14 protein-coding genes are annotated in these 23,297 nt (G+C 56.0%); 8 read left to right on the forward strand and 6 right to left on the reverse strand.

The annotated features are described in order from the left end of the window. Positions 1-332 precede the first annotated feature (332 nt). From AB3G35_RS20725 to AB3G35_RS20735, 3 genes are read right to left on the reverse strand one after another with little or no spacing between them, the layout of a single operon-like run. Positions 333-833: a hypothetical protein gene (locus AB3G35_RS20725; RefSeq protein ID WP_106117145.1), complete on the reverse strand. Its 501-nt coding sequence runs from the start codon at positions 831-833 to the stop codon at positions 333-335. After that, on the reverse strand, positions 830-11,614 hold the full coding sequence (locus AB3G35_RS20730; RefSeq protein ID WP_369782044.1) for a hemagglutinin repeat-containing protein: 10,785 nt from the start codon (positions 11,612-11,614) through the stop codon (positions 830-832). The genes AB3G35_RS20725 and AB3G35_RS20730 overlap by 4 nt, the downstream gene beginning before the upstream one ends. A 30-nt stretch (positions 11,615-11,644) precedes the next feature. After that, positions 11,645-13,363, reverse strand: coding sequence for a ShlB/FhaC/HecB family hemolysin secretion/activation protein (locus AB3G35_RS20735; RefSeq protein ID WP_203304259.1), 1,719 nt, complete (start codon positions 13,361-13,363; stop codon positions 11,645-11,647). Positions 13,364-13,750: 387 nt separating this feature from the next. Between AB3G35_RS20735 and AB3G35_RS20740 the strand changes: the two genes are divergently transcribed. Further along, positions 13,751-14,068, forward strand: a complete 318-nt coding sequence (locus AB3G35_RS20740; protein ID WP_106117148.1) for a helix-turn-helix transcriptional regulator — start codon at positions 13,751-13,753, stop codon at positions 14,066-14,068. A 9-nt stretch (positions 14,069-14,077) separates the two neighbouring features. Here the strand turns inward: AB3G35_RS20740 and AB3G35_RS20745 are convergent, their stop codons facing one another. Then, positions 14,078-15,106, reverse strand: a complete 1,029-nt coding sequence (locus AB3G35_RS20745; RefSeq protein ID WP_369782045.1) for an MBL fold metallo-hydrolase — start codon at positions 15,104-15,106, stop codon at positions 14,078-14,080. 224 nt (positions 15,107-15,330) lie between these two features. Here AB3G35_RS20745 and AB3G35_RS20750 point away from each other — a divergent pair, with 224 nt between their 5' ends. Then, on the forward strand, positions 15,331-16,410 hold the full coding sequence (locus AB3G35_RS20750; RefSeq protein ID WP_029611561.1) for a diguanylate cyclase: 1,080 nt from the start codon (positions 15,331-15,333) through the stop codon (positions 16,408-16,410). Between the two features lie 22 nt (positions 16,411-16,432). Here the strand turns inward: AB3G35_RS20750 and AB3G35_RS20755 are convergent, their stop codons facing one another. After that, the gene (locus tag AB3G35_RS20755) at positions 16,433-16,756 is read right to left on the reverse strand and encodes a DUF2025 family protein (RefSeq protein ID WP_169883405.1); all 324 of its coding nucleotides are present in this window, start codon (positions 16,754-16,756) and stop codon (positions 16,433-16,435) included. Positions 16,757-16,923: 167 nt separating this feature from the next. Between AB3G35_RS20755 and AB3G35_RS20760 the strand changes: the two genes are divergently transcribed. The 5 genes from AB3G35_RS20760 to AB3G35_RS20780 all read left to right on the forward strand — a co-directional run bounded on the left by AB3G35_RS20760 (position 16,924) and on the right by AB3G35_RS20780 (position 21,320). Next, on the forward strand, positions 16,924-18,051 hold the full coding sequence (locus AB3G35_RS20760) for a glycerophosphodiester phosphodiesterase (RefSeq protein WP_169869785.1): 1,128 nt from the start codon (positions 16,924-16,926) through the stop codon (positions 18,049-18,051). A gap of 96 nt (positions 18,052-18,147) precedes the next feature. Continuing rightward, on the forward strand, positions 18,148-18,453 hold the full coding sequence (locus tag AB3G35_RS20765; RefSeq protein ID WP_086798409.1) for a PepSY domain-containing protein: 306 nt from the start codon (positions 18,148-18,150) through the stop codon (positions 18,451-18,453). A 129-nt stretch (positions 18,454-18,582) separates the two neighbouring features. Continuing rightward, the gene (locus AB3G35_RS20770; RefSeq protein ID WP_016782105.1) at positions 18,583-19,767 is read left to right on the forward strand and encodes a GAF domain-containing sensor histidine kinase; all 1,185 of its coding nucleotides are present in this window, start codon (positions 18,583-18,585) and stop codon (positions 19,765-19,767) included. 144 nt (positions 19,768-19,911) lie between these two features. Beyond that, positions 19,912-20,700 carry a methanethiol S-methyltransferase gene (gene mddA, locus AB3G35_RS20775; protein ID WP_369782046.1) on the forward strand — a complete coding sequence of 263 codons (789 nt, stop codon included), beginning with the start codon at positions 19,912-19,914 and terminating at the stop codon, positions 20,698-20,700. Positions 20,701-20,813: 113 nt separating this feature from the next. After that, positions 20,814-21,320 (forward strand): N-acetyltransferase, encoded by a 507-nt coding sequence (locus AB3G35_RS20780; RefSeq protein WP_016782103.1) that lies wholly within the window; start codon positions 20,814-20,816, stop codon positions 21,318-21,320. On the opposite strand, the gene AB3G35_RS20785 is transcribed toward AB3G35_RS20780, so the two are convergent. Next, positions 21,317-21,808, reverse strand: coding sequence for a GyrI-like domain-containing protein (locus AB3G35_RS20785; protein ID WP_016782102.1), 492 nt, complete (start codon positions 21,806-21,808; stop codon positions 21,317-21,319). The genes AB3G35_RS20780 and AB3G35_RS20785 overlap by 4 nt on opposite strands. A 198-nt stretch (positions 21,809-22,006) precedes the next feature. Here AB3G35_RS20785 and alaC point away from each other — a divergent pair, with 198 nt between their 5' ends. Next, positions 22,007-23,215 (forward strand): alanine transaminase, encoded by a 1,209-nt coding sequence (gene alaC, locus AB3G35_RS20790; protein WP_095004583.1) that lies wholly within the window; start codon positions 22,007-22,009, stop codon positions 23,213-23,215. Positions 23,216-23,297 lie beyond the last annotated feature (82 nt).

The raw sequence follows: 23,297 nt of genomic DNA on the forward strand, positions 1-23,297 counted from the left end.
ATCTGGAACACCAAGTCTCTTCACTTCGACCGCAAATTGATTTGAACGAGCGGTATTATGGGAGTTACTAGTGACACGGCCAAACAGATGTTGAGGAACACGAAAAGCACCGGATCGAACACAGCGACTTAGATATCCAGTTCGACCAGAGCGGTGAGGCCGTCGATCGATTTTCGAAAGTCTACGGGCTTGGGATAGAGGTACACTTTTTCAACTTTAGTATCGGGACGCATCATAACGACTGGCTCTTTAGGTAAGTCGGGAGCACAGCATCAGGCTTCAAATGGCCGCTTTGAATGTGTAGGTGATGGATCGCTTACAATTTATCACGTTTACTCCCGAATAAATCTCGGCCTTATGAAAATACATGAAATATCACCATCCTTGAGCCCTAGTATAGCGCCACTAGCAAACTCAACATAAGAGCCCTTATCAAACAAAACTTTATCAGGACCTATATATATCCACCCCCCATCTTGTTCTCGAATAATCTTCCACGAGTTTGAACCGGGAATATCCCAAGAAACACCTTCAATCAAATCAAACCCTTCGGGATCAACGATGATGCTTCCCCCTTTGGAAATAGGAACATCTATAGCTCTAGCCTCAATATTCATTATAGGGAAAAAACCCCAAGGGTAAAGTATCTCTCTAGACTCAACACCGACTTCAAGCTGTAAAGTCCCAGCCGTCAAAGACATACAACCTTGATCACCCGTCTTAAATTCTAATTGTTTTGACGATGAACACGTGAAGTCTATCGAATACTCGGATTCCCGATAAACCAAGTCTCCGCATAAAAACTCGTCGTTCTCAGAGAAAATAAATTTCATTTTGAAGCACTCTTAAATAGAAAGTGCAATACAGTATTGGTTTTTGGATCCACAACAAGCTCATAACTCCCTTTACTACCATTCATTTCTCCCTGAACATCCCAACGTAATGCGCCAGGAACGCCTCGCGGATCTGACAGAGGAGGTTTAGCGCTCATTATTTCTTGCATCAATGCCCTTGAATCCCCATATGGCCTTACCCTGTCGCCAGCCTTGTTTAAATCTCTCAAATGATTTTCGACGGTTTTAGTTAACCTTAGATCATTCACATTGATTTTAGAGACTACATCTTTTGCCCCAACAACTGCAGAAGCCTTCCCAGCGGCTATCTTCTCCAGAACCGTCTCAACAACAGCCTTAGCGCCCTTACCTGCTGGCATCAGCAGCATAGCAGCATCGAGCTCGGGTGAAACCGTCAAAATTCCTTTACTGGCTAAATCAGACAACCGCTGAGCAGCAGCCCTTACATTAGACTCAGCACTGGACAACTGGCCAATTTCTTTCGAATGCTCGCTGGTTTTGTCCTGCCCGTACTGACGCCATTGGTCATAAACTGTTCCTTGACCATGTGAGATCGATGAACTGAATAACGTGGAGTCATTGAACTGTTTTTCTGTTGCGTTAAATGCAAAGACCTTATCGCCATTCGCTACAATCTGACTTCCATCGTTCCATTTCAGAGGAATTTTCTGTGCCGCCAGCTGATCAATAATGCCTTTTGCAACGTCCAATTCTTCCATTAAACGTCGGGACTCAGGGTCATTCCCTTGGGACTGCAAGACCAAACTGTTTAAACGTGCTTCGTCAGCAGCATCAACAGAACCTCCCGCGGCGATCATCAACAGATCTATCCAACGCGCACTGGAACCTGGCTTACCTAAAGTGTTATCCAGCTCGCCAGCTTTTTTCTCCAGAACTGGAATTTCTTGTTGCTTATGCAACTGTCGGTTAAAGGCCTCAACACCAAATCCAGTCCCTCCACCCACAACCGCCCCGCCAGCGTCATTACCCGATCCAGCCGCAGCTCCAATGCCGCTCGCAATCAACGAGGCAACAGCATCTCGTTCCGATTTCGACATCCCGCTGCCAGCTAGTGCTTGGTCAATGGACGGCATCAACGCTGCTGATGCTCCAGCCCCCAACACTCCGTTTTGCGCACTGCCGCTCGATAAACCGATTGCGGCACCCGCCAATGCATGCAGCAAAATGCGCGCCGCTCCGCCTTCATCCCAGGCTGCCTTGACTGCACTGTCAAAGGACTTATCTCTTTGCGCAGTAGCGAAATCACCGATTTTTTTGAAAATCTCACTGGATGATACGTTCGCAACAACCCCAACAGCGGTGCCACCCGTCGCCCCCCCCAGGCCTGCAGCGATGAGGCCCGATGCAATATCGGCCATCAACCGTTCATCGCCGCCGACCAGCCAACTCTTGGCATCATCCAGGGCAATTGCAGCCGCTTGCTTTTGCTCTGGGGTCGTCGCTTCAGTGGCCAGTTTGGTTGCCGCGTAGGCCTTGGCCTTCGCCACGGTATTAATCATGCTGCTGGACAGCTGCGCCGAGCTCTGGATCACGTCTATGCGCTCTTGCATGGCCTTTTCATCAGGCCGATCCAGATGCTGATTAGCGTTGGCGGTGTCGCGGTTCAGCCCTACCAGATCATTGGCGCCATCAGGGTTGCGTACGGTGATTGTGCCTTCGCTGATGGCGCTTTGGGTTTTGCTCTTGTCGGAGTCTTTGAGCAGCACCGGCATCGCGCCGCCAGCGCCCGAGCGGGCATCCACTCCACCTCCTTCCATGGCCCCGGAATAGCTCAAATTCCCGGTCTGGCTTGTTATTTCGCTTTTGCTTTTGATGTCACTGACAAACAGGCGATCAGTGCTGAGATGGTTTTTGTCTGCCGTTGCATAGCTGGCAATTACAGCGCCTTGAAGCGCGGTAGTTTTTCCGACATTGATGTCGTAGCCGCCTTGGCCCGCCCTCAAGCCCGTTTGATCGATCACGGCCTGATAATTGCTATTCATTTTGCTGCCAGCAATATTGGCGGAGCCCGAAACAGGGGTGCCTACACAGAACGGTGGAACACAGATGCTGGCGCCCATGCCGGCGCTGGTTCGCTTGTTCTTCTGGCTGGCTTCGTCCTGACGTGAGGCCATGTTCAAGCTGCCAGCAATATCAGCCTTAATGGCATCTGCCCGCACTTGAGCGCCAGCCAGAGTAGTATCCTGACCGCTTTTGAGCACGAGAAGCCCAGTATCGACCGTACTGTTGACCTGGCTGACTGCATGACCTTTACCCATGCCCTTGGCAACTTGTGCACCGAGGTCGAGGGTGAAACCAAATTGCTCACCGATATTAAAACTGGCACCAATACTGGTTTTGTTGTTATTACTCTTGTTGTCCCAATTTTTCCGCTCTTGGGCGCTTTCCAGGGTGATGCCATTCTCCGCCATTAACAGGGTGTCAGCGGCCTTGATACTGCTGCCAATGACGTGAATATCGCCCGTAGTGTCTGGCGCGGTGCCCGTTGCAACAATTGCCAGACTGCCGCCACTGTTTAGGGTTGATTGCTTGACCGTTTCGGCGTTGTACTCGCTGCTACTTTTCTTGTTCGTTGATGCCAGTTCAGTGCCGATTTTAATCACTGAGCCGCCACTGTTGGCAGGCTTTCCTTCCGATACGTTAGCCGCGCTGGCATTCGTGTTGTTGACCGCGTTATAAGCCGAGAGCAACGCTTGCGCACCTTTGACCGCTTTGAGACGACTGCCGTCAGCCTCCTGCGAAGCCTTTATGTCGTTACGAATACTGTTGACCGTATCGACCGCCATGCCACCCACTACCCGGCCAACGGCCAAGCTCCTGGAGCTGTCTTTGGTGGTCTGATGCGCAGTTTCGGTAGCCGCCGCGATGGTGACGTTGGAACCGCTCAGGCTCATGTCTTGGGTGCTGACCACATCGCTGGCTATCACCGTCAGTTCTCGCCCGGCGACTAATGCTACGTTGCCAGTGCTGGAACCAATGGTGCTGCCTGTCAGGGTCATCTCCTGAGCTGAACCGTTGTGCATTTGACTACTGATGGACAGGTGCTGGTTACCGGTAATGTCATCCAGCCCAAAGTTGTTTGCGGTCAGCACGCCTGTCAGGTCGCGATTTTTCTTCTTGTGCATCTCGGTTCGAGAGAACGTATTTACGGCTGCATCAACGCTCAGATCACGCCCGGCTTGAACAACAAGATCATCGGTACTGACCAGCCCCGAGCCTGTTACTTTGACGTCTTGCCCGGCAGCCACGCTCACCGTGTCACCCGAAACCATACTTCCTACTGCTGTGGTGCTGGTTTCACTGATCTTATCCTTGACCTTGCTTGAGCTCAGCCCCCCCCAACTGCTTTTGCTTTTAATGCTCTCGTGACGTGCACTGCTGGAGTCACTGACGGCAAGGATCTGGATATCGCTTCCCGCCATCAATTTGACAGCACCTTTCTCGGCATTTACCGCGCTGCCTTGCAACAGCATATCGTCACCGGCCACCAAGGTACTGTTACCACCCGAGCTAACCAGACTGCCTACATTGGTGTGAGTATCGGTTTCGTTAAGGCGAAAGGATTTACCGGACGAGCTTTTTTTGGTCTTGCTGTAGAAGCTGTAGTCCTGTTCCTCTGCGGACTTAAGTTCGAGACTCCCACCCGCCACCAAATAAGCCTCACTCCCCGCCTCGACCCGGCTGGCGATCAATGCCAAATCCTGGCCCGCGCTCAAGGTCACGCTGCCAGCGGCCTTAACCGTGGTCGATACCTGGCTGACATGATCGTCCCGGGTTTTGACTTTTTTAGTATTGAGCGAGCTGTGTTGTTCGTTCGCCGCCGAAGCCAGGGTCAGGTCACCGCTTGCGGCCATGGCGATGTCGCGGGCAGCATCGATTTGGCTGGCGATGGCGCTGATGTCTCGCGCTGCAACGATCTTGAAGTCGCGGCCCGCCTCGACGACCGAGCCGTATTGAGCGGTGCTGTCGCCACGGGACAGCGTGCCTGCAACCTGGCTGTTGCGCTGTTCTGAGGCAACAAGGTTGACGTCACGACCCGCCTTGATGGTGGTATCTGCGCCACTTTTGATCAGGCTACCGACGCTGTTGACGTCGCGCCCGGCTTGCAGGGACAGATTTTTCGCCGCTTCGATGCGGGCGGCGTTGTCCACAAAATCAGTGCGTTCGGTACGGTAGCCGTTGCTGCTGTTATGGCTGGTGACGGTGCGCTCGTTGAGTACATCACCTCCGGTCGCCGTCAGGCTTATATCGCGCCCGGCAATAATGCCGCCTGTCTTGCTGGTAAGGTTGTTACCCGCCAACAGGTCGAGGCGGTTACCGGCATCGATCAGGCCACTGTTTGCAAGGTTGTTGCCCGCACTGGCTAAGAGATTTTCGGTGGTTCGCAGGGTGCCTAGGTTGTTGAGGTCTTTACCGGCGATCAGCTTGACGTCGTGACCGGCAATCAATGCGCCATTGGGAGCGAGCCGCTTGTTGGCCTGGGCCAGGTACAAGACCGGTACCAGTACTTGTTCGTCGTTGATCGTGGTGTTTTCGAGCCAAACGATATCGTGGGTCAGGGCCGCGACCTGTTCGCTTGTGAGGGCGATGCCCACGGACAGGTTGAGAGCCTGCTTGCTGGCGATCGCGTTGTCCATCAGGTATTTGAACGTCGCCGCATCGCTGGTTTGGCCGTCGATAAAGCGCTGCCCAGTGCGGGCGGTGACAGCCTGCTGGATCAGGCGTTGTTCATAGAAACCGTCCCCCAGGCGTTTCTGGCTTTGGTCCGGGTCGTAACCCAACTTCGACAGCAGGTAGTCCGAGCCCATAAATTGCTTGAGGTTGGTCAGTGCCGGGTTGGTTTCGATCAGGTACTTGTGCGGGCGAGATGCACTGCTTGCATCAGGCAGGCCTTGTACGCGATTGATGGTCTGGGCGTCGGCCGGGATTGCAGAGTTGGCTATAGCCCCGAGATCTATCGGTGTGGTTGGCGAGCGATCTGCCGTGGCGACGCTGGAGCCTCCCAGGGCCCAGCTCTGCGGACCATCAGTGCTCGGAGTGCTGCTGTCTTGTGCACTCAGACGGAACAAGCCGTTCTGCCCTTCAGGCAAACTGAAACCGGGTAGCCCCACCGGGTTGACTTGCTGTTGTGCCATATCTGGCGGCAATTGGGAGTTGATCTGAATCGGCGTTGAGTAGCCACTCCCCGCGCCCGTTTCGGTTGGAGTGTGGCCGGCAGCAACGTAGGCGTAGTGAGGCCGTACAACGCTGTTGTTGATGCTCTGCTTGGCATTGAGGTCGACGCTGCCGCCGGCCTGGATGACGGCATCGTAGGACTGTCCTTCGATGTTCCGGGTACTGGTGGTGTGCGAGAGTTTGCCGCCGCCCAACAGGCCAATAAAGTGGCTCAGATCTGCTTCGACTGTGGCCGAAGGTGTGGGGCTGTTCTTGGCATTAAAGTTTGCCGCCGCTGGAACGGCCGCGAAGATCTGTGTGACATAGTTCCAGTAAGTGCGGGTGGTTTTGATCTCCTGCCCTTGCACGCCCAGGTTGTTGATGGTGTCCGCGTTGGCGGTGAGGTTACCTGCGGCGGCGATAGTGCTGCTGTGGTTATTCAGTATCCCGGCGTTGATTTCAAGATCCGCGCCACTGCTCAACATGGACGCAAGGGTGCTGCGGATAATCTTCAGGCTGTCGATTTCATCAATTCGCCACAGCCCGTTTCGACGGCCACCACTGCGGAAGTCGCAGCCCGCAATGGGTATTGCATTGCAATCAAGTTCGGTAATGGTCACCAAGCTTTTTTCATGGGCCGAGTACTCCAGCACATCCCTGACATTATTGACCGTCATGGCGCTGATGGTGAGCTTCTTCGCGCTCTCGATATTGCCCGAACGGTTATCCAGCAAATCTGCTTTAGTCTGGCCCACGTCCCTGGCGATCAGTACATCGCCCAAGGCATAGACCTGTGCATAGGCATTAGTGAAACTTGAAGCCAGCAACTGCATGTCGGCGCCGCTAAAAATCAGGCCATCGCGGTTGAGCAGTGTGTCGGCATCGAGTGTCAGCTTGCTCCCCGCTCCCAGAGTGCCGGAGTTGACTACATCATCGGCACTCAGGCTCAGGTCGGTCGCAGAGGTCAGGCGCCCAGCGTTGTTCAACTGCCCCGCCACAGTGACCCAGGTATCACCGCCACCGGCCAGGGTGGCGGCTTCGTGGAGGTTCATGTGCGCGGCGCCAAGGTCCAGGGTTCCAAGGCTGCTTACTCGGCCACTGGCCGAGTAAGTGCCAACGAGGTCGAGGCTCAGATTACCGTCACTGGCGAGCAAGCCGTCGTTGGACCAGTTCCCGCCAGTGCCGGCAAAACGGTCGGATGCGAGCAACTGGCCGCTGACAGTTTGATTCAGACTATTGACGTTGACTGTCATGCGTGCGGCCTGAATCACGCTGCTATTGGTCCAGGTATCCTGTTTTAGGGTCAAGCCGCCGCGGCTCACCAGACTGCCACCCACGTTGTCGAGGAGCGACGGATCGATGGCGAAGGTGCCACTGCCTGAATGCAATACATTGCCGCCAGCGTTCTGGAAGCTGCCCGCGAGCAACGTCAAGTCAGTGTTGGCGCTCTCAAGGGTGCCATTGCGGTTGTCCAGCAGCCCGCCAATCTGAAACAGGGTATTTCCGCTATTACCCAGGGTACGCAGTTGCCCTGCCCGGTTATCTACACTGGCAGCGCTGACATTGAGGAGGCTGGCACTTTCAATAATGCCTTTTTGGTTGTTCAGAGTGCCGATCAGATCGAAGTTGACTTGTTGCGCAGCCACACGCCCGCCTGCCTCGCCGCTGTTATCGAAGGAGTTTGCGGTAACTTCCAACAAGCTCTTGGCGAAAAGACTACCGTCGCGATTATCTAAAACGCCGGTGGTAATGAAAGCATCCCCCGTTTGTGCGTAGATGCGGCCGCCGACGTTATCGATACTGTCCGCGTTCAGGTTCAAACGCTGGCCTTGGATAACACCTGCGAAACCGTTACGCAGTACGCCGACTACGCGAGCATCGAGGGCTCCCTTGAGGCTGGCGAGTTCGCCTGCACGATTGTCCAGGTTGGCGACCTTAAGCTTCAGGTCGCCGTTTTGAGCAATCAATTTTCCGCCCTGATTATCGAAATCGTCAGCAATGTCCAGATGCAGGCTGGTCTTGCTTTGCACCTTGCCCTTGACGTTGTCCAGACTGTTCGCGGTAAGCCTCAGGTCGGCGTCCTGGCTGTAGATCAGGCCGTCATTGCTGTTTTGCACCAGGCCACTGGCGCTGATGTCCAACCTGCCATCTGCCGCAACTGTGCCGCGGTTACGGTTGTCCAGGCCAGCAGTCAACAGGGTCAGCAAGCTCCGGCTGACCAGTTCACCACCTTGGTTGTCTATCTGCGTCGATCCCTGGATCAGCATCGGGCCGCCGCTGGACAGCTTGCCGCGGGTATTGGTCAAGGTGCCCGGCAGGTCGAGGGTTGTGGCAATGGCGCTATTGATACTGCCAGCACTGTTGTCGAGGTCATGCGCGCTCAGGTCCAGAGTCGCGCCACTGTCGATTACACCGCCTTGGGCGTTGTTCAGTAAACCGCTGACGTTAAGGGTTTGGGCGTCAGCACTGGTTATATTGCCCTTGCCACTGTTATCCAGATCAGCCGCTGTAACGGTCAGTTTTTTTTGGCTGACCAGAACACCTGCGCCGCTGTTAAGAAGGCTGGAGCTGAGGTGTGCGTCAAGGTTGCCATAAAGGCTCGACAGCTTGCCGCTGTTGCGGTTGTCGAGCGTTGCGCCGGTGAGACTCAAGCCCTGCCAGCCAGAGATCAGCCCACCCTGGTTAAGCAGGCCGTGGCCATTGATGTCCAACAGGTTATTGCTGATCAGCTTGCCGGTACTGTTATCGAGGTTGCGACCACTCAGGTTTAGGGTTTGCGTGGTGGAAATTTCGCCGCCACGGTTGTTCAGGTCTCGCAGATTCTTTAGGAGCAAGGGACCCTTGGTAGTGATCAGGCCGCCGGAATTGTTCAGATCGCCCGTTGCCGTACCGAAGTCCAGTGCGATGGCCTTGCCCAGCAACGAACCATTATGGTTGTTCAGCTCTCCACTGTTGATGGTCAGTGTATTGCCCGCTTCGATAAGCCCCTGGTCCCGGTTGCTCAACAGGCCCTGAACATCCAGTTGCAGATCGCCAAGACTGGTCAGGGAACCGGAGTTGTTGTCGAGGTTTGCCGCTCGCCCATCCATCGTCGCTGCGGCGATCAGGCCTTTGATATTGGTGAGGGCCTGAGCAATGCGCAGGGACAGCGCGCCATCACTCAGAAGTTGGCCATTGCTGTTATCGAGGTTATCCGCCGTCAAGGTAAAACCTTGGCGACTGGAGATTTCGCCACCCTGGTTATTGACGCCCTTGAGGTTTTTCATTACCAGCAGCGGTCCGTTGATCAGGCCGCTCTGGTTGTTTAACTGACCGTATTTGAGGTCCAGGGTGAGTACGGTTTTGCTGGTAAGTTGCCCTCCCTGCTGATCCAAACCAGTGACGCTAGCTGTCAGGGCTTTGGCGCTAACGATGCTGCCCTCACGGTTGTCCAACTGGCCCGCCGTGATAGTGAGATCGCCTGCCGTGTTGATGCCGCCGCTCTGGTTATCCAGTGCGCCGGTGTTGATCTGTAGCGCTTGCCGGGCACTCAAGGTGCCCTTTGCGCTGTTGTCGAGGCTGGCGCTGCGCACGTCGAGACCGGCATTTGTATCTACACTTCCCCCTCGGTTATCCAGGGCGCCATCAGTGGTGACACTGAGTTGGTCACTACTGGACAACTTGCCCAGACTGTTAACAAGAGTCCCCGCCGAAATGCTCAACAAACCTTCAGAGCTGATCAGGCCCTGACTATTTTCTATACCTGCACTGAAAGCAAGCCTGCTGTCCTTTTGACTGGAGAGCCTGCCCTCCCTGTTGTCCAGACGCTTACCGGTCAACGTTACGCTGGCCAGGCTCGTCACCTCGCCGCCGCGGTTGTTGATATCTGCCACATCAAGCAGCACCCCTCGAGTACCGCCGACCAGACCGCCCTGGCGATTGTCCAGGGTGTCACTGATAAGATGCACAACACCTTGGCCAATCAGTTGACCATTGCGGTTGTTGAGCTCCTGCGCCTTGATCTTGAGGTTCTGTTTGCTGGAAATCTGACCGCTGCTGTTATTGAGGCTGGCGGCGGTGACATGTGCACTCCCATCAGCCACCACCATACCACTCTGGTTTTGCATTTTGCGGTCAACGCTCAAACCCAGCGCACCCAGGCTACTGAGCATGCCATTGCGGTTATCCAGGCTGCCAACCCGGGCGTCGACGCTGCTGGCTGAAACCAGCCCCTTGCTGTTAAGCAACCGATCGGCTTTGAGGTCGAGATCACCGCTACTCAGTACCCGTCCCTTGTTCTGGTTATCCAGAGTGTCTGCGCGGATGCTGGCGATCTGTTTGGCACTCAGTGTGCCGCCTTGATTGTTCAGGGTTTGGGCGTTAACCGTCAGTTTGCGGCTGGCGACAATGCTGGCGTCTGAGTTAATCAGTGCCTGTGCTTTGATTTGCACATCGCCAGCCGTGTTGCGTGAATTTTCTGAATCGACCCCGGCTTCGATGACGCCGTGATTGGTCAACTGTGCGCCGCTGGAGAGCTTGATGCTGTCGCGGGCCACGAGATTTTTACGAATGGTGATGTTGCCTTGAACCTGCATATCCAATGTGGTGCCAGCATAGACCGCCCCTAGGGCATCTAGGCTCACAGCTTTAACGTTGAAGTCAGCGCCAGCCGTGGCCTGAGCCATGCTCAAATGCCCATTGGCATCAAGCAGAATATCCCCGCCACTGGCCGCCAACCTACCGTCCAGCTTGACCCCTACTCCCGCTTCAGTGCCCACCAGCCTGATGGCACCTGCGTACATGCCGCCCAAGGCGCTAGAGTCAATGGCCAATTGCGGCTTGGCACTGCCGTCATCCGTACGCGCAGTGGCATGCAGTGTCCGGGCATTGACGTCGTTACGACCGGCAATCACCGTCAAATTGCGCGCATTGATCTGGGCGTTGATCTTCGCCGAGCGGGTGATCATGTCGAAGCGGTCGACATTGCTGGCGTTCAAGCCCTGACCATCGATGGTCACCGTGCCGCCATCGACCTGATAACGATCCAGACGACCATCATCAAAGACTGGTTTGCCCGTGCTCAAAGTGACGCTAGGAGTGTTGATAAAACCGCAGCCATTACAGGTAATGCCGTACGGGTTGGCCACGATGACCTTGGCCGATTGTCCCGCTACCTCGGCGTAGCCGCGCAACTGGCTGGGGCTGCTGCCGTTTACTTCATTGAGGATGATGTTGGCAGCATTGCCATGCAGGTTCGGGTTGCCAAGGATGATCCCGCCCAGCTGGGTTGAATGTGTACGGTCGACCCCGTTGTTGAGAATCAGGCCATTGGCCCCGACGTTGTAGTCACTGAACTGGTTGTGCGACAAGCCACTGCCGTTGGGTGCTGCAATATTGACGATGGGTACACCATTGCCCGCCGCTCCCAGGCTTGTGCCTGGACCGCTGACTACGATGCCTTCGGCCTGCACCAACAGTGGTTGCCAGAAAATCGCATTGGCCAAAATAAAGGCCAGCACACGTTTGGGCATTCCCCAAAAGGATTCCCGGGGTTGCAGGGCAGCTGAAGGCTGGCGAGCCAAAAAGGCTAAATGTCGATCATCCATGTCATTTTCTCGATACAACAAAACGTTGAATTACAGGAAAAAATCCATCCGAAAGTAGATCGGAGCTTCGCGCTCGGTGAGCACATCCGGTCGTTCCAGGGAGCGGGCAAAGGTCACGCTGGTACTGAAGTTACGGCCACGGGCAAACAGCTCCAGCGAGTTGCTGGAGACTCGGCCACTGGCCTCACGGTTGTAGCGGCCGTGACGAATCACGCCCTGGTCGTAGCCCAGGGTGGTGCCGTAATCGGTCAATACCGGGCGCAGCCAGTCCAGGGTTACCGGGCGCGACCAGCGCAGGTCGTTGCGCCAATAACCACCGCTGTCACCCGAAAGTTGTTGGTTCTTGTAGCCACGCACCGAGGCTGAACCGCCCAGGCTTATCCGTTGCGGACTGAACAGCGCATCCTCACTGCGTTGGCCGGTAGCCATACTGGTAAAACTGAGGGACTCGCCCCATAGCTTGAATGGCTGCAAATAGCTGATGGTCGCGGTGTATTTGCGATAGCGGGCGTTTAGCGTGCCCGGTTTAGAGCTGTGACTCCCTTGGGCATCAAAGGCACCGATGCCCTTTTGCAGGCCGACATCCAGATTGACGAAGGAACTCGCGATACGCCGACCATGGTTGATGCCAAACTGGAATTCGCTGAGCCGGTGACTGCTGTTGCGCAGTCGCGTATCGCGTACATAGTTATTGGAGCGCATATGCGCCAGACCGGTATTGAGCGAGGTTTTACTCATCGCGTCGCGATGGATCACCCGCTCGGCACGCAGTTGATGGTTTGTACTTTCACCGGATTGCTTGAAATCAAAGGTGTTGGCTTGGGCCACCGAGCGGTAATCGCTCTGGCTGTAGGTATAAGCGAAGTTCCACCAGCCCCACGGCAGGTTGTAGTAAAGCATCGAGTTCTTCGAAGATTTCTGGTTATCACTACTCGCATCATGGCCACCGCGCATAACCAATTGATCAGCCAGGCCTAGCGGGCTGTCCCACTCAAAGCCGGTACCCCACTGTTGCTCCCCAGTGCTTTTCTGGCCGTCGTTGTTACGCGCCAGGCTGACGCGCCACGGCTTTTGCGGATTGTTTTTTACCACCACCGCGCTGCTGCCCACTTCATTGCCCGGGGCCAACTCCATTTGCGCCTGATTGGATGGCAAGCGGTTGAGCTGATCAATCGCCTGCTCGACTTCCCGCAGACTGAGCCGGCTACCGGCCTGACCGGGAAAACTCATGGTTAATTCGCGACGGGATAGTTTGCTGTTGTCGGCGCCCTTCAAGCTTTCGAGCTTGCCCTCAACCACCAGCATTTGCAGATGACCCTGGGACAAGTCCTGTTGTGGCAAGTAAGCGCGAGTGGTCACCAGCCCCCTGTCGATGTAGTGGTTGGTGATGACCTTGAGTAGTTCGTTGAGCTGGGACACGCCCAGACACTGCCCGATATAGGGCTGGAACATGGTGTCACGCTCGTTGGCGGACAGGCTGTCGGCGCCTTTGAGCTGGATCTCTTGTATGGGAAAACAACGACTATCGGCTGCCTGAACTGGAACCCCAGGAGAAATCTGCTTGCCGGGAAGCTCCTGAAGCTCTTCCAGCCGGCGCCGTTGTTCTTCGAGCAGGCGCTCCTGACGATCGCGAATCAGATCCAGATCACCCGGTTTAGGCAATGACGCTTGCGTGGCATAAGCCTGACCCGCCAAGGGGCCGAGCAGAACCAAAGATAACAACCTCAACCCGAAGTGAGATACCGACATGCTGACTTCCATCCATACACCGTTAATCTGGTAAAGGGACTAACTCGCAGGCACAAACGGCGGAATCTCCCTGAATGGAGGTAAGTCTCGGGCTTGATTGAAATAAAAGAGTTAGGACGTTTCCGATATCTACGAAGTAAAGTCCGCGAATTGGTCTAGCGAGATGAGGCGATCAACGCGCCGATTTTTCCGCACAGACAAAACTACACACATCCTATTATCGAAATTTTCGACCCTTGCCCCCCACGCAAAAGCCCGTAAAAAAGCATCCTCCCAGCAGATTCCGCCGCTCGGCACTGATCAAAAAATGAATTTGTCCCAGAGATAAAATAACTGTATAAAAACACAGTATATTTTCAAGCACTGAATCCGCCCTGGAGAATCCCCATGCCCCATTCAGCCACGCGCAGTACGTTTGAACGCATCGTCATCAATCAATTTACCCCGCTGCATTGCGCGCAAGCGCGTGAAATGCTGGGCTGGGATCGCGAGCAGCTGAGCGAGCAATCAGGGGTTTCAGTTACGGCAATTGAACGCTTCGAGGCACAAGCCCCCGTGCGCGACGTTACCCGGCTGGCCCTGGCCTACAGCCTTGAGGCGCAAGGCCTGGTGTTCTTCCCCGGGTTTAGCCCCGGTCGCGGGGGCAATGTTCGCGGCACAACGCCAGACCCGATGGGCCGCGAAGATTTTGCCCTGATAGAGTGAAATACGACCCTACTGCCCTGGGGTTTCCACCTCCAGCCACCAGGCATGGCCCGGGTGAGGCGTTAGCAGATTGAACGCCTCACCCATTTGTGGCGTTGTAATGAGCACATCGCGCTGCGCTGCCAGCGCCACAATGCGGTCAAATGGCTCGGACCAGGCATGGAAAGCCAGGTCAAAGGTGCCATTGTGAATCGGCAGCAACCACCGCCCGTTGAGATCAATATGTGCCTGCAGGCTGTGCTCCGGTTGCATATGCACATGGGGCCAATCCACGTTGTATGCCCCTGTCTCCATCAGGGTCAGATCAAAGGGGCCGAACTGCTCTCCGATCTGCTTGAAACCGTCAAAATAGCCCGAGTCACCACTGAAGAAAATTCGCACATCATCAATGATCATCACCCAGGAAGCCCAAAGGGTCTGGTTGTGATCAAACAGCCCGCGCCCCGAAAAGTGCTGTGATGGGGTAGCGACAAAACGGATGCCTGCAAGCCAGGTGTCCTGCCACCAATCCAGTTGCTGAACTTTACTGGCAGGCACGCCCCATTTGACCAGCAAGTCGCCGACACCCAGCGGCGCCAGAAACTGCTCCGTTTTGGCAGCCAGTTGCACGACAGTTTTCTGGTCCAGATGGTCGTAATGATTGTGGGAAAGAATCACCGCTTCCAACGGTGGAAGCTCATCAAGGCTGATGGGGGGCGCATGAAAACGCTTTGGGCCAGCCCACTGGAACGGCGAGGCACGTTCGGCATAAACCGGATCGGTCAGCCAGTATTTGCCTTTGAGCTTGAGCAGCAAGGTTGAATGACCCAGCCGGTACACACTGAAGTCCGCGGCCTCAGCCAGTTGTTCACGGGTCAGCGGCTTGACCGCAATCACACCGGTTGGGCGAGTGCTCGCAGGTTTCTGAAATATCATCCGCCAAAAAATGCCCAAGGTTTTACCCAGACTGGAGGACGGCCTGACGCCCGTATTTTGAAATGCACCTTGATGACGCTCAGCGGGCTTGGGGCCCTCTGCACTGCTTGAGTCGAGTGCCATGGCTTGAAGGCTCCAGTCAAAAGTGATTAATGCTCTGTTTGCAGTCGTCGCTGCCTGCGCCGACGCTTGCCCTTGGCTTAATAAGCTAATCTAGTCCCCACGGCAGTTTCAAAATTTTCGGAATCTGTGCGATGTATTCTCGACATGACTAACCGAGCAAGCCAACAATCAGCCGTGCAGTACCGTCGTCAGAAACTCAGGCCGAACATCTTGCGCAGATAGCCATGGACAATAAAAGAGGCAAAGGGTTGTCGTTCGCCAAGCGTATTTATGCGCCGCGAGTGATTGGTTCAGGGTTTGGCAGTATCGGGCTAATGGCCGCCCTCTACCCCCTCGACAGATCCATATGGGTGTGGCTACTGCTGCTGATTAATGCGTTCGCATGGCCTCATCTGGCCTATCAATTGTCATCACGTGCAACCTATCCCTACCTGGCAGAACGTCGCAATATTTTGCTTGATTCCCTGTGCGGAGGATTTTGGGCAGCAGCTATCGAGTTCAACCCGCTGCCGACCGTCATCATTGTGTCGATGATGACGATGCACAACGTGGCCGCAGGTGGGCCAAAGCTGCTGGCCCGGGGTGCGCTGGCGCAGTTGGCGGGTGCCCTGGTGGCCGTGCTGCTGTTCGGCTTTGCGTTTACGCCCCATACCACCAGCCTGCAAGTCTATGCCTGCGTGCCGGTGCTGATCCTTTACCCTTTCGCTGTAGGCATGGTCAGTTATGGGCTGGCAATCACCCTGGCAGAGCATAAACGCGCCCTGAGTACCCTCAGCCGTACCGACAGCCTGACCGGCCTGCTTAATCACGGCTCATGGAAAGACCTGCTGCAGCTCAGTTTCCAGCAGAGCCTGGAGCGGCATTCTCCGGCGACTCTGGCGCTGATTGATATCGACCACTTCAAGCAGATCAACGACACCTACGGCCATATTGTCGGCGACAGTGTGTTGCGCCAGCTCAGCAAGGAACTCAAGGACAATTTGCGCACTGAAGATCTCGCTGGCAGGTACGGCGGTGATGAGTTCTGCGTCATCCTGCCCAATCGCACCCTGGAGCAGGCCCAGGAAATCATGGAGCGCCTGCGCCATGTATTTGCTAATTATCAACACACCGACGAACCCGGGCTGTGCGTTAGCCTGAGCATCGGCCTGGCCACTTGCCGCCCCGAATTCCTCCACGCCAGCATGTGGCTGAACGAGGCCGATAAAGCGCTGTATATCGCAAAGAATACGGGGCGCAACAAAATCAGCGTTGGCGCAGCAGACACCCTGCCTGAGTCAGTCCTGGGCAATGGCCCGGTTTAGCAACAGGGCCAGGCAGTTCGACTCAACGGATACAGCGACGCTCGGCCGAAATCTCGGGCACGTCCTGGCGCTGCATATAGACCCGCAGGGGTTCGGTGATATTCAGGCGATCATCGATATTTTGATCCAGCAGCAGCTGAATCAGCTCACGTTTGAGGGTCATGGTCTCGGCGCCATTGACCTGCCAGACAAATTCGCTGGTCGGAGTAATGTTGTCGTCGGCGACATCCATGCCGAAAGAATCCTCGCTAAAACGGACAATGTGCTGGCCTGTCTTACGATTGAAACCAACAAAGCCGTTAAGTAGGTCGGCGGCCTGGCAGATGAGTTGCGAAGTGATACGCATGGTAAACCTCACTGATGAGCCCAAAGGCTCTGGAACGATGGTTTACACGCAAGATTCAAAGCTTGCCCCTCTACCGGGGACGTTGATAGGGCCAAGAGTACTGCACATCAGCCTGAAAAATCGCTAAAAAACACACTCCGGTTTTCTGATGGAAAGGATTTCAACCAATGTCCGACACTTTTGGCAAAAGCGCCCTGCTGCTGAGCCTGATCCTGGGTATGGGCCAGGCTCAGGCCAACAGCGTACCAAGCTCCACCGAGGCAGCACTGGCCAATGCGCACGGTATCCCCCACCCCGCCGTCATCGCCCATCGCGGTGCATCCTTCGATGCCCCGGAGTCAACCGCGCCAGCCTATACCCTCGCCCGCGACCTGGGCGCCGATTACCTGGAAATGGACCTGCAGCGCAGCAAGGACGGCGTGCTGCTTGCACTGCATGACAACAGCCTGCTGCGCACCACCGATGTGGCGAAAAAATTCCCGGAGCGCAAGGACAGCCCTGCCAGTGCCTTCACCCTGGCGGAGCTTAAAACCCTGGATGCTGGCAGTTGGTTCAACCAGGCCTACCCGGACCGGGCACGCGCGTCCTACGTTGGCCTGCCGATTTTGACCCTGGATGAAATCATCGATATTGCCCAGGGCAACCCCGAGCACACACCGGGCCTGTATATCGAAACCAAGCAACCCCAGCTGTTCCCGGGCATTGAGCACGACCTGCACCACACACTGAGCAAGCGCGGCTGGCTTGCGCCTGTGACAGGGACAACAACAGGTTCGCAGGTGGGTTTGGGCAAGGGCCGAATCATTTTGCAGACGTTCGATAAAAACAGCCTAGAACTGCTGCAAAAAGAAATGCCCGATACCCCGAAGATCCTGCTGCTATGGGTGGGTGAAGGCGGCATGACGCCCGACACCAGCGTCAGTTTCGCCGACTCGGGGGCAAAGGATAAAGCCGCGTACTACGCCAAGCAGCAGCCCAAGGACCAGACCGAGTTCACCCAGTGGCTCGACTTTGCCAAGGCTAACGGCGCCATCGGCACTGGCCCTTCGGCAGCTTTGACCCACGGCGGCGACCAGAGCTATTTCGACCTGATCCAGCCCTGGATGAACAAGGCCACTCATGACCGGGGCATGCTGGTACATGTATACACCCTCGACGCCCCCATCGACTTCAAGAAGGCAATGGACGCAGGTGTCGATGGCATTTTCACCAACCGCGCCAGCGAGTTGCTCAAGTACTACCAGCGCCCGGCGCCACACAGCGTCAATCAGTTGCTGGAGAACAATGGCTTCTAAACCTGAGCGCCGGTAGCAGGGCGAAAATTAAGGGTGAGTTAAGTTGTGCCGGTTAATCTGATCCCACTTAAACAGATCAACCCAAAGGGACTCAACATGAAAACACTTAACCTGGTATTTGCCACTGTTGCCCTGGCGCTGACCGCCGGTATTGCCCAGGCCGATGTTCGCCCTGACCTTATTCCAGGGCTGCTCAAATCGGGTGAAATCACCTCGTTTGAAAAGTTGAATCAAGCCGCGCTGGATAAACACCCGGGGGCGACCATTGTTGATACCGAGCTTGATCACTCTTACGGCAAGCTGGTGTATGAGGTTGAATTGCGCGATACCAAAGGTATCAAGTGGGACGTGGACCTCGACGCCAAAACGGGCGAAGTACTGCAAGACAAACAAGACACCTGAGTTGATTTGAATAAAAACCGCGCCACTCTTTATGAGTCGCGCGGTTTTTTTATTGACTGCCTGCTGATCAATGAGTGCCGTGTACAAGTGTTCTGGCTAGAATCAGCTTTTTAAGCACGAGCATTTTCCATGGCGCCAGGCGTGGTCGACGATATCGCAACGATTAACCGGATCAGCGCCGTGCCGGCGATGCTTCAGGTGATCGCGGAAATGACCGGCATGCGCTTTGCCGCCGTTGCCCGTGTGACCCAGACAACCTGGACTGCCTGCGCCGTGCTCGACAACCTGGGTTTCGGGTTGCAGCCCGGGGGCGAGCTGGAGCTGGTCAGTACCCTGTGCTTTGAAAGCATGCACTCGCACCAGCCCATCATCATCGACCATGCCAGCGCTGACCCGCTGTACCAGCATCATCACACCCCCAGGATGTACCGCTTTGAAAGCTATATCACGATCCCGGTATGGCGCACTGACGGCCGTTTCTTCGGCACCTTGTGCGCTCTGGACCCGGAGCCTGCCAGCCTGAAAGACAGCACCATCCAATCCACGATGGAGTCTTTTGCCCGGCTGCTCTCGCTGCAGATTGACGCTGAAGAGAACCAGCAACGCACCGAGACTGCCTTGCTGCAAGAGCGTGAAAATGCAGAGTTGCGCGAGCAGTTTATCGCCGTGATCGGCCATGACTTGCGCAACCCGCTCTTCGCCATTACCACGGCAGCCGAGCGCCTGTTGCGCAAGTATCCCAACCCACCGAGCGATGTGCTCGCGCAGCATATCCTCAGCTGTGGACATCGCGCTTCGCAGTTGGTGGAGGACGTCCTGGACTTTGCCCGGGGCCGCCTGGGCAGCGGTATCCCCCTGACCTTGAGCGAGTGCGGCAATCTCGACCAGGTGTTGCGCCACGTTGTTTCAGAAATTCAAAGCGTTCACCCTGACCGCTTGATCCAGTCAGATATCGAGCCACTCACAGGCATCCAATGTGATAGTGGCCGTTTGGCGCAACTGCTCTCCAACCTGCTGATCAATGCCATTACCCACGGAGGCCCAAGCGGTGCCGTGCGCGTCAGCGCCCTGACGCTCGATGGGATGTTCAGCCTCAAGGTGTTCAACCAGGGCACGCCCATTGCCCCCGAGTTACTGCCGCACTTGTTCAAGCCCTACTCACGCCCGGCCAATCACACCCCCCAGGCCGGACTCGGCCTTGGCTTGTACATTGCCAGCCAGATCGCCCTGTCCCATGGTGGCCATCTCGAAGTCGCTTCCAATCAAGCACAGGGCACGGTCTTCACCTTCAGCCTGGCGTTAGCGCAAGCCTGAGCCCGCCTTTTCTTGCCTCGCTTGGTATGTTGGATGACATCTTTGGCAGGTCACCCATAAAGATGGCCATTTGCTGTATCAGAGCTAAGGTACTCATTACAAACGTTTGCATCGCTGTTCTGCCATGTACGAAAGGAGTCGTTCATGCACACTGCAACTGATCTGAAAACGCGCGCATTGCGTCGTATTGGCCAATTCGCTGCGCTGCTCTACAGCCTGTTGAGCTACCTGTTTTTCCTGCTGACATTCCTCTACTTCATGGGCTTTGTGGGCAATGTCGGGGTCCCGAAAAGCATTGATTCGGGAACAGGCCTGGCATGGTCTTGGGCGCTGGTGAGCGATATTTTGCTGATCAGCCTGTTTGCCCTGCAGCACAGCCTCATGGCGCGCAAAAGCTTCAAGGACCGCTGGCGCTTTATCATCCCGGCACCCATCGAACGTGCCACCTATGTCTTGGTCTCCAGCGCGGTTCTGGCGCTGCTGTGCGGGTTGTGGCAACCGATCACCAGCGTTGTCTGGAAAGTTGAGTCGCCAGTGGCCACAGGCTTGCTTGTCGCCCTGTACTGGCTCGGATGGGCGATCGTGCTGGTGGCAACGTTCCTGTTCAGCCACTTTGAACTGTTCGGCATCAAGCAGGCCCTGGCGCCATTGCTGCGGCCCGCCTCGGTAAACCCCGTATTTCGCACACCTACACTGTACAAAGTTGTACGCCACCCGATGTACCTGGGGTTTTTGATCGCATTCTGGGCCACTCCCGAGATGACTGTCGGGCACCTGGTATTTGCGCTGACCAGCACGTTGTACATCCTGATCGGCACACATCTGGAAGAGAAAGATCTGGTTACCCTGTTTGGTGACAACTACCGCCGTTATCAAAAAAACGTCGCCATGTTGCTGCCCTTTGTACGCCGCAATTCAGGTTCTGAAGACTGACGTGGGAATAAATCTGTATTTGGCTCGATGATCGGTAGAAACTGTAGCGCTGTTCAGCGGTAACTGATCTCAACCATCAGCTACCTCCTATTGCGCCTCAACAGAACTCTGATATGAACACCCGCCTCTGCGCTTACGAAGACCTGACGCTGCGCCAGCGCGAATTACTGCGCGAGATTGAGGTAAGACCTGAGCAAGTGCCATTCTGCGGCACTGTCGAATCGGCCCTGCACGCCCTGCCCACCAAGCCGCACGCGGGTATCAAAGGGTTGGCGTTACTGCGCGATGAACGGCCGGTGGCCTTCTTGCTGCTCAAGCGCGAGCCGTTACTGGCGCATTGGGCCGAAGCCGGCAGTGCCACCCTGCATGCCTTGCAAGTCGACAGCCGGGTCCAGGCTCAGGGGCTGGGCAAGGCCTGCTTGCGCGAACTGCCCCGGGCCATTGATCAGTTCTGGCCCGAGATCCGTCAGTTGATGCTTTCTGTCAGCCCGTTCAACACCAGCGCGCTGGCCTTTTACCTGGGCCAGGGCTGGGTCGAGCGCGGCGAGGCCTATCGTGGCGAAAGGCGCCTGGTGCTTTCACTGCCGGCCTCACCACTGCCACAACTGCAAGCAGGCTAGGCCGCCTTTTTGATCGGCAACCAGATCTCTACCCGACCCGTGCCGGCGTCCGGATTGAAGTCGGCGCTGTAACGCTCGAACTCGGGCGCATCGACGGCGGCGTACCCAGACTGCGGCAACCACTGCTTCCAGATAGCCTGAAAGGTCTGGGCCAGGGTATCCAGTGGCCCGTGATGCTCGAACACCGCGTAGGACTGTTCTTGCAGCTCAATCCAGCGATAGCGCTCGGGCAGGTCGTCCAGCTTGCTGATGGCCACACCGGCAATGTATTCGAAACCGCCTTCGCCATCTGGATTACAACAAACACCGTAGGTTTCTTCCCCTATCTGGCTAGGTACCTTACCTAACTCAGGAAGGAATGTGTCCCACAGCTGAGGAATTCGACCTGCGGTCTCTTGAGTGAAACGGCCACCAAAACCCGCAATCAGTTGAAAGGGACCTTTGGTGAATCGCGGCGCTGACAGCTCGAACTTTTTTAGTTGATCCATGGGGCATACTCGATGGAGTAAGTAGGAAACCTAGCAACTTAGTATAGGAACAAAAACACAAGCGAGTCGGATCAGCAAAAAATAGCGCCTGTTGCCATCTAGACAAAAGTACCTCAGCGCCCTTATTGTCTGGCCCAGACCACCGCAGTGGTCAACGTCGCTCGGACGGTTCCGGGCGCTTACGTACCAGAGGCACACATGGCAGACCAAGGTTCGCCGCGACGCTTTGCGCGCATAGATCGACTCCCCCCCTACGTTTTCAACATCACTGCTGAACTGAAGATGGCCGCCCGACGCCGTGGCGAAGACATCATCGATTTCAGCATGGGCAACCCTGACGGCCCGACACCGCCGCATATCGTTGAAAAGCTTTGCACTGTCGCACAGCGTGAAGACACTCACGGCTACTCGACTTCGCGTGGCATTCCGCGCCTGCGCCGGGCCATTTCTCGCTGGTATGCCGACCGTTACAACGTTGAAATCGATCCTGAGCAGGAAGCCATTGTCACCATTGGCTCCAAGGAAGGCCTGGCGCACTTGATGCTAGCCACCCTGGACCAGGGCGACACAGTTCTGGTGCCCAACCCCAGCTACCCGATTCACATCTACGGTGCCGTGATTGCCGGTGCCCAGGTGCGTTCGGTGCCGCTGATCCCCGGCGTGGACTTTTTTGCCGAGCTGGAAAAAGCCATCCGCGGCTCGATCCCCAAGCCGAAAATGATGATCCTGGGCTTCCCGTCCAACCCCACGGCGCAATGTGTCGAGCTGGATTTCTTTGAGCGTGTGGTGGCCCTGGCCAAACAATACGATGTGCTGGTGGTCCACGACCTGGCCTACGCCGATATCGTCTATGACGGCTGGAAAGCACCTTCGATCATGCAGGTACCCGGCGCCAAGGACATTGCGGTGGAGTTCTTCACCCTGTCCAAAAGCTACAACATGGCCGGCTGGCGTATCGGTTTTATGGTCGGCAACCCGGAGCTGGTCAATGCCCTGGCGCGGATCAAGAGCTACCACGACTATGGCACCTTCACCCCGCTGCAAGTGGCGGCGATTGCGGCGCTTGAGGGTGATCAGCAGTGCGTCAAGGATATTGCCGAGCAGTACCGCCAGCGCCGCAACGTGATCGTCAAAGGGCTACACGAACTGGGCTGGATGGTCGAAAACCCGAAGGCTTCGATGTATATCTGGGCCAAGATTCCCGAACACTACGCCCACCTGGGCTCACTGGAGTTCGCCAAGAAGCTGCTGGCGGATGCCAAGGTCTGTGTGTCGCCGGGGGTAGGATTTGGTGAGTATGGTGACGACCATGTGCGCTTTGCCCTGATTGAAAACCAGGATCGCATTCGTCAGGCGCTGCGTGGGATTCGCGCCATGTTCCGGGCTGACGGCTTTAACCCGGGCTAAGCCATAAACCCGTGTGGGAGCGAGCTTGCTCGCGATTGGATCGCTGCGGTGCAATAGATACACCGCGTTGCGCCCATCGCGA

The organism is Pseudomonas sp. WC2401, from assembly GCF_041200115.1.
Lineage (GTDB): Bacteria > Pseudomonadota > Gammaproteobacteria > Pseudomonadales > Pseudomonadaceae > Aquipseudomonas > Aquipseudomonas fragi.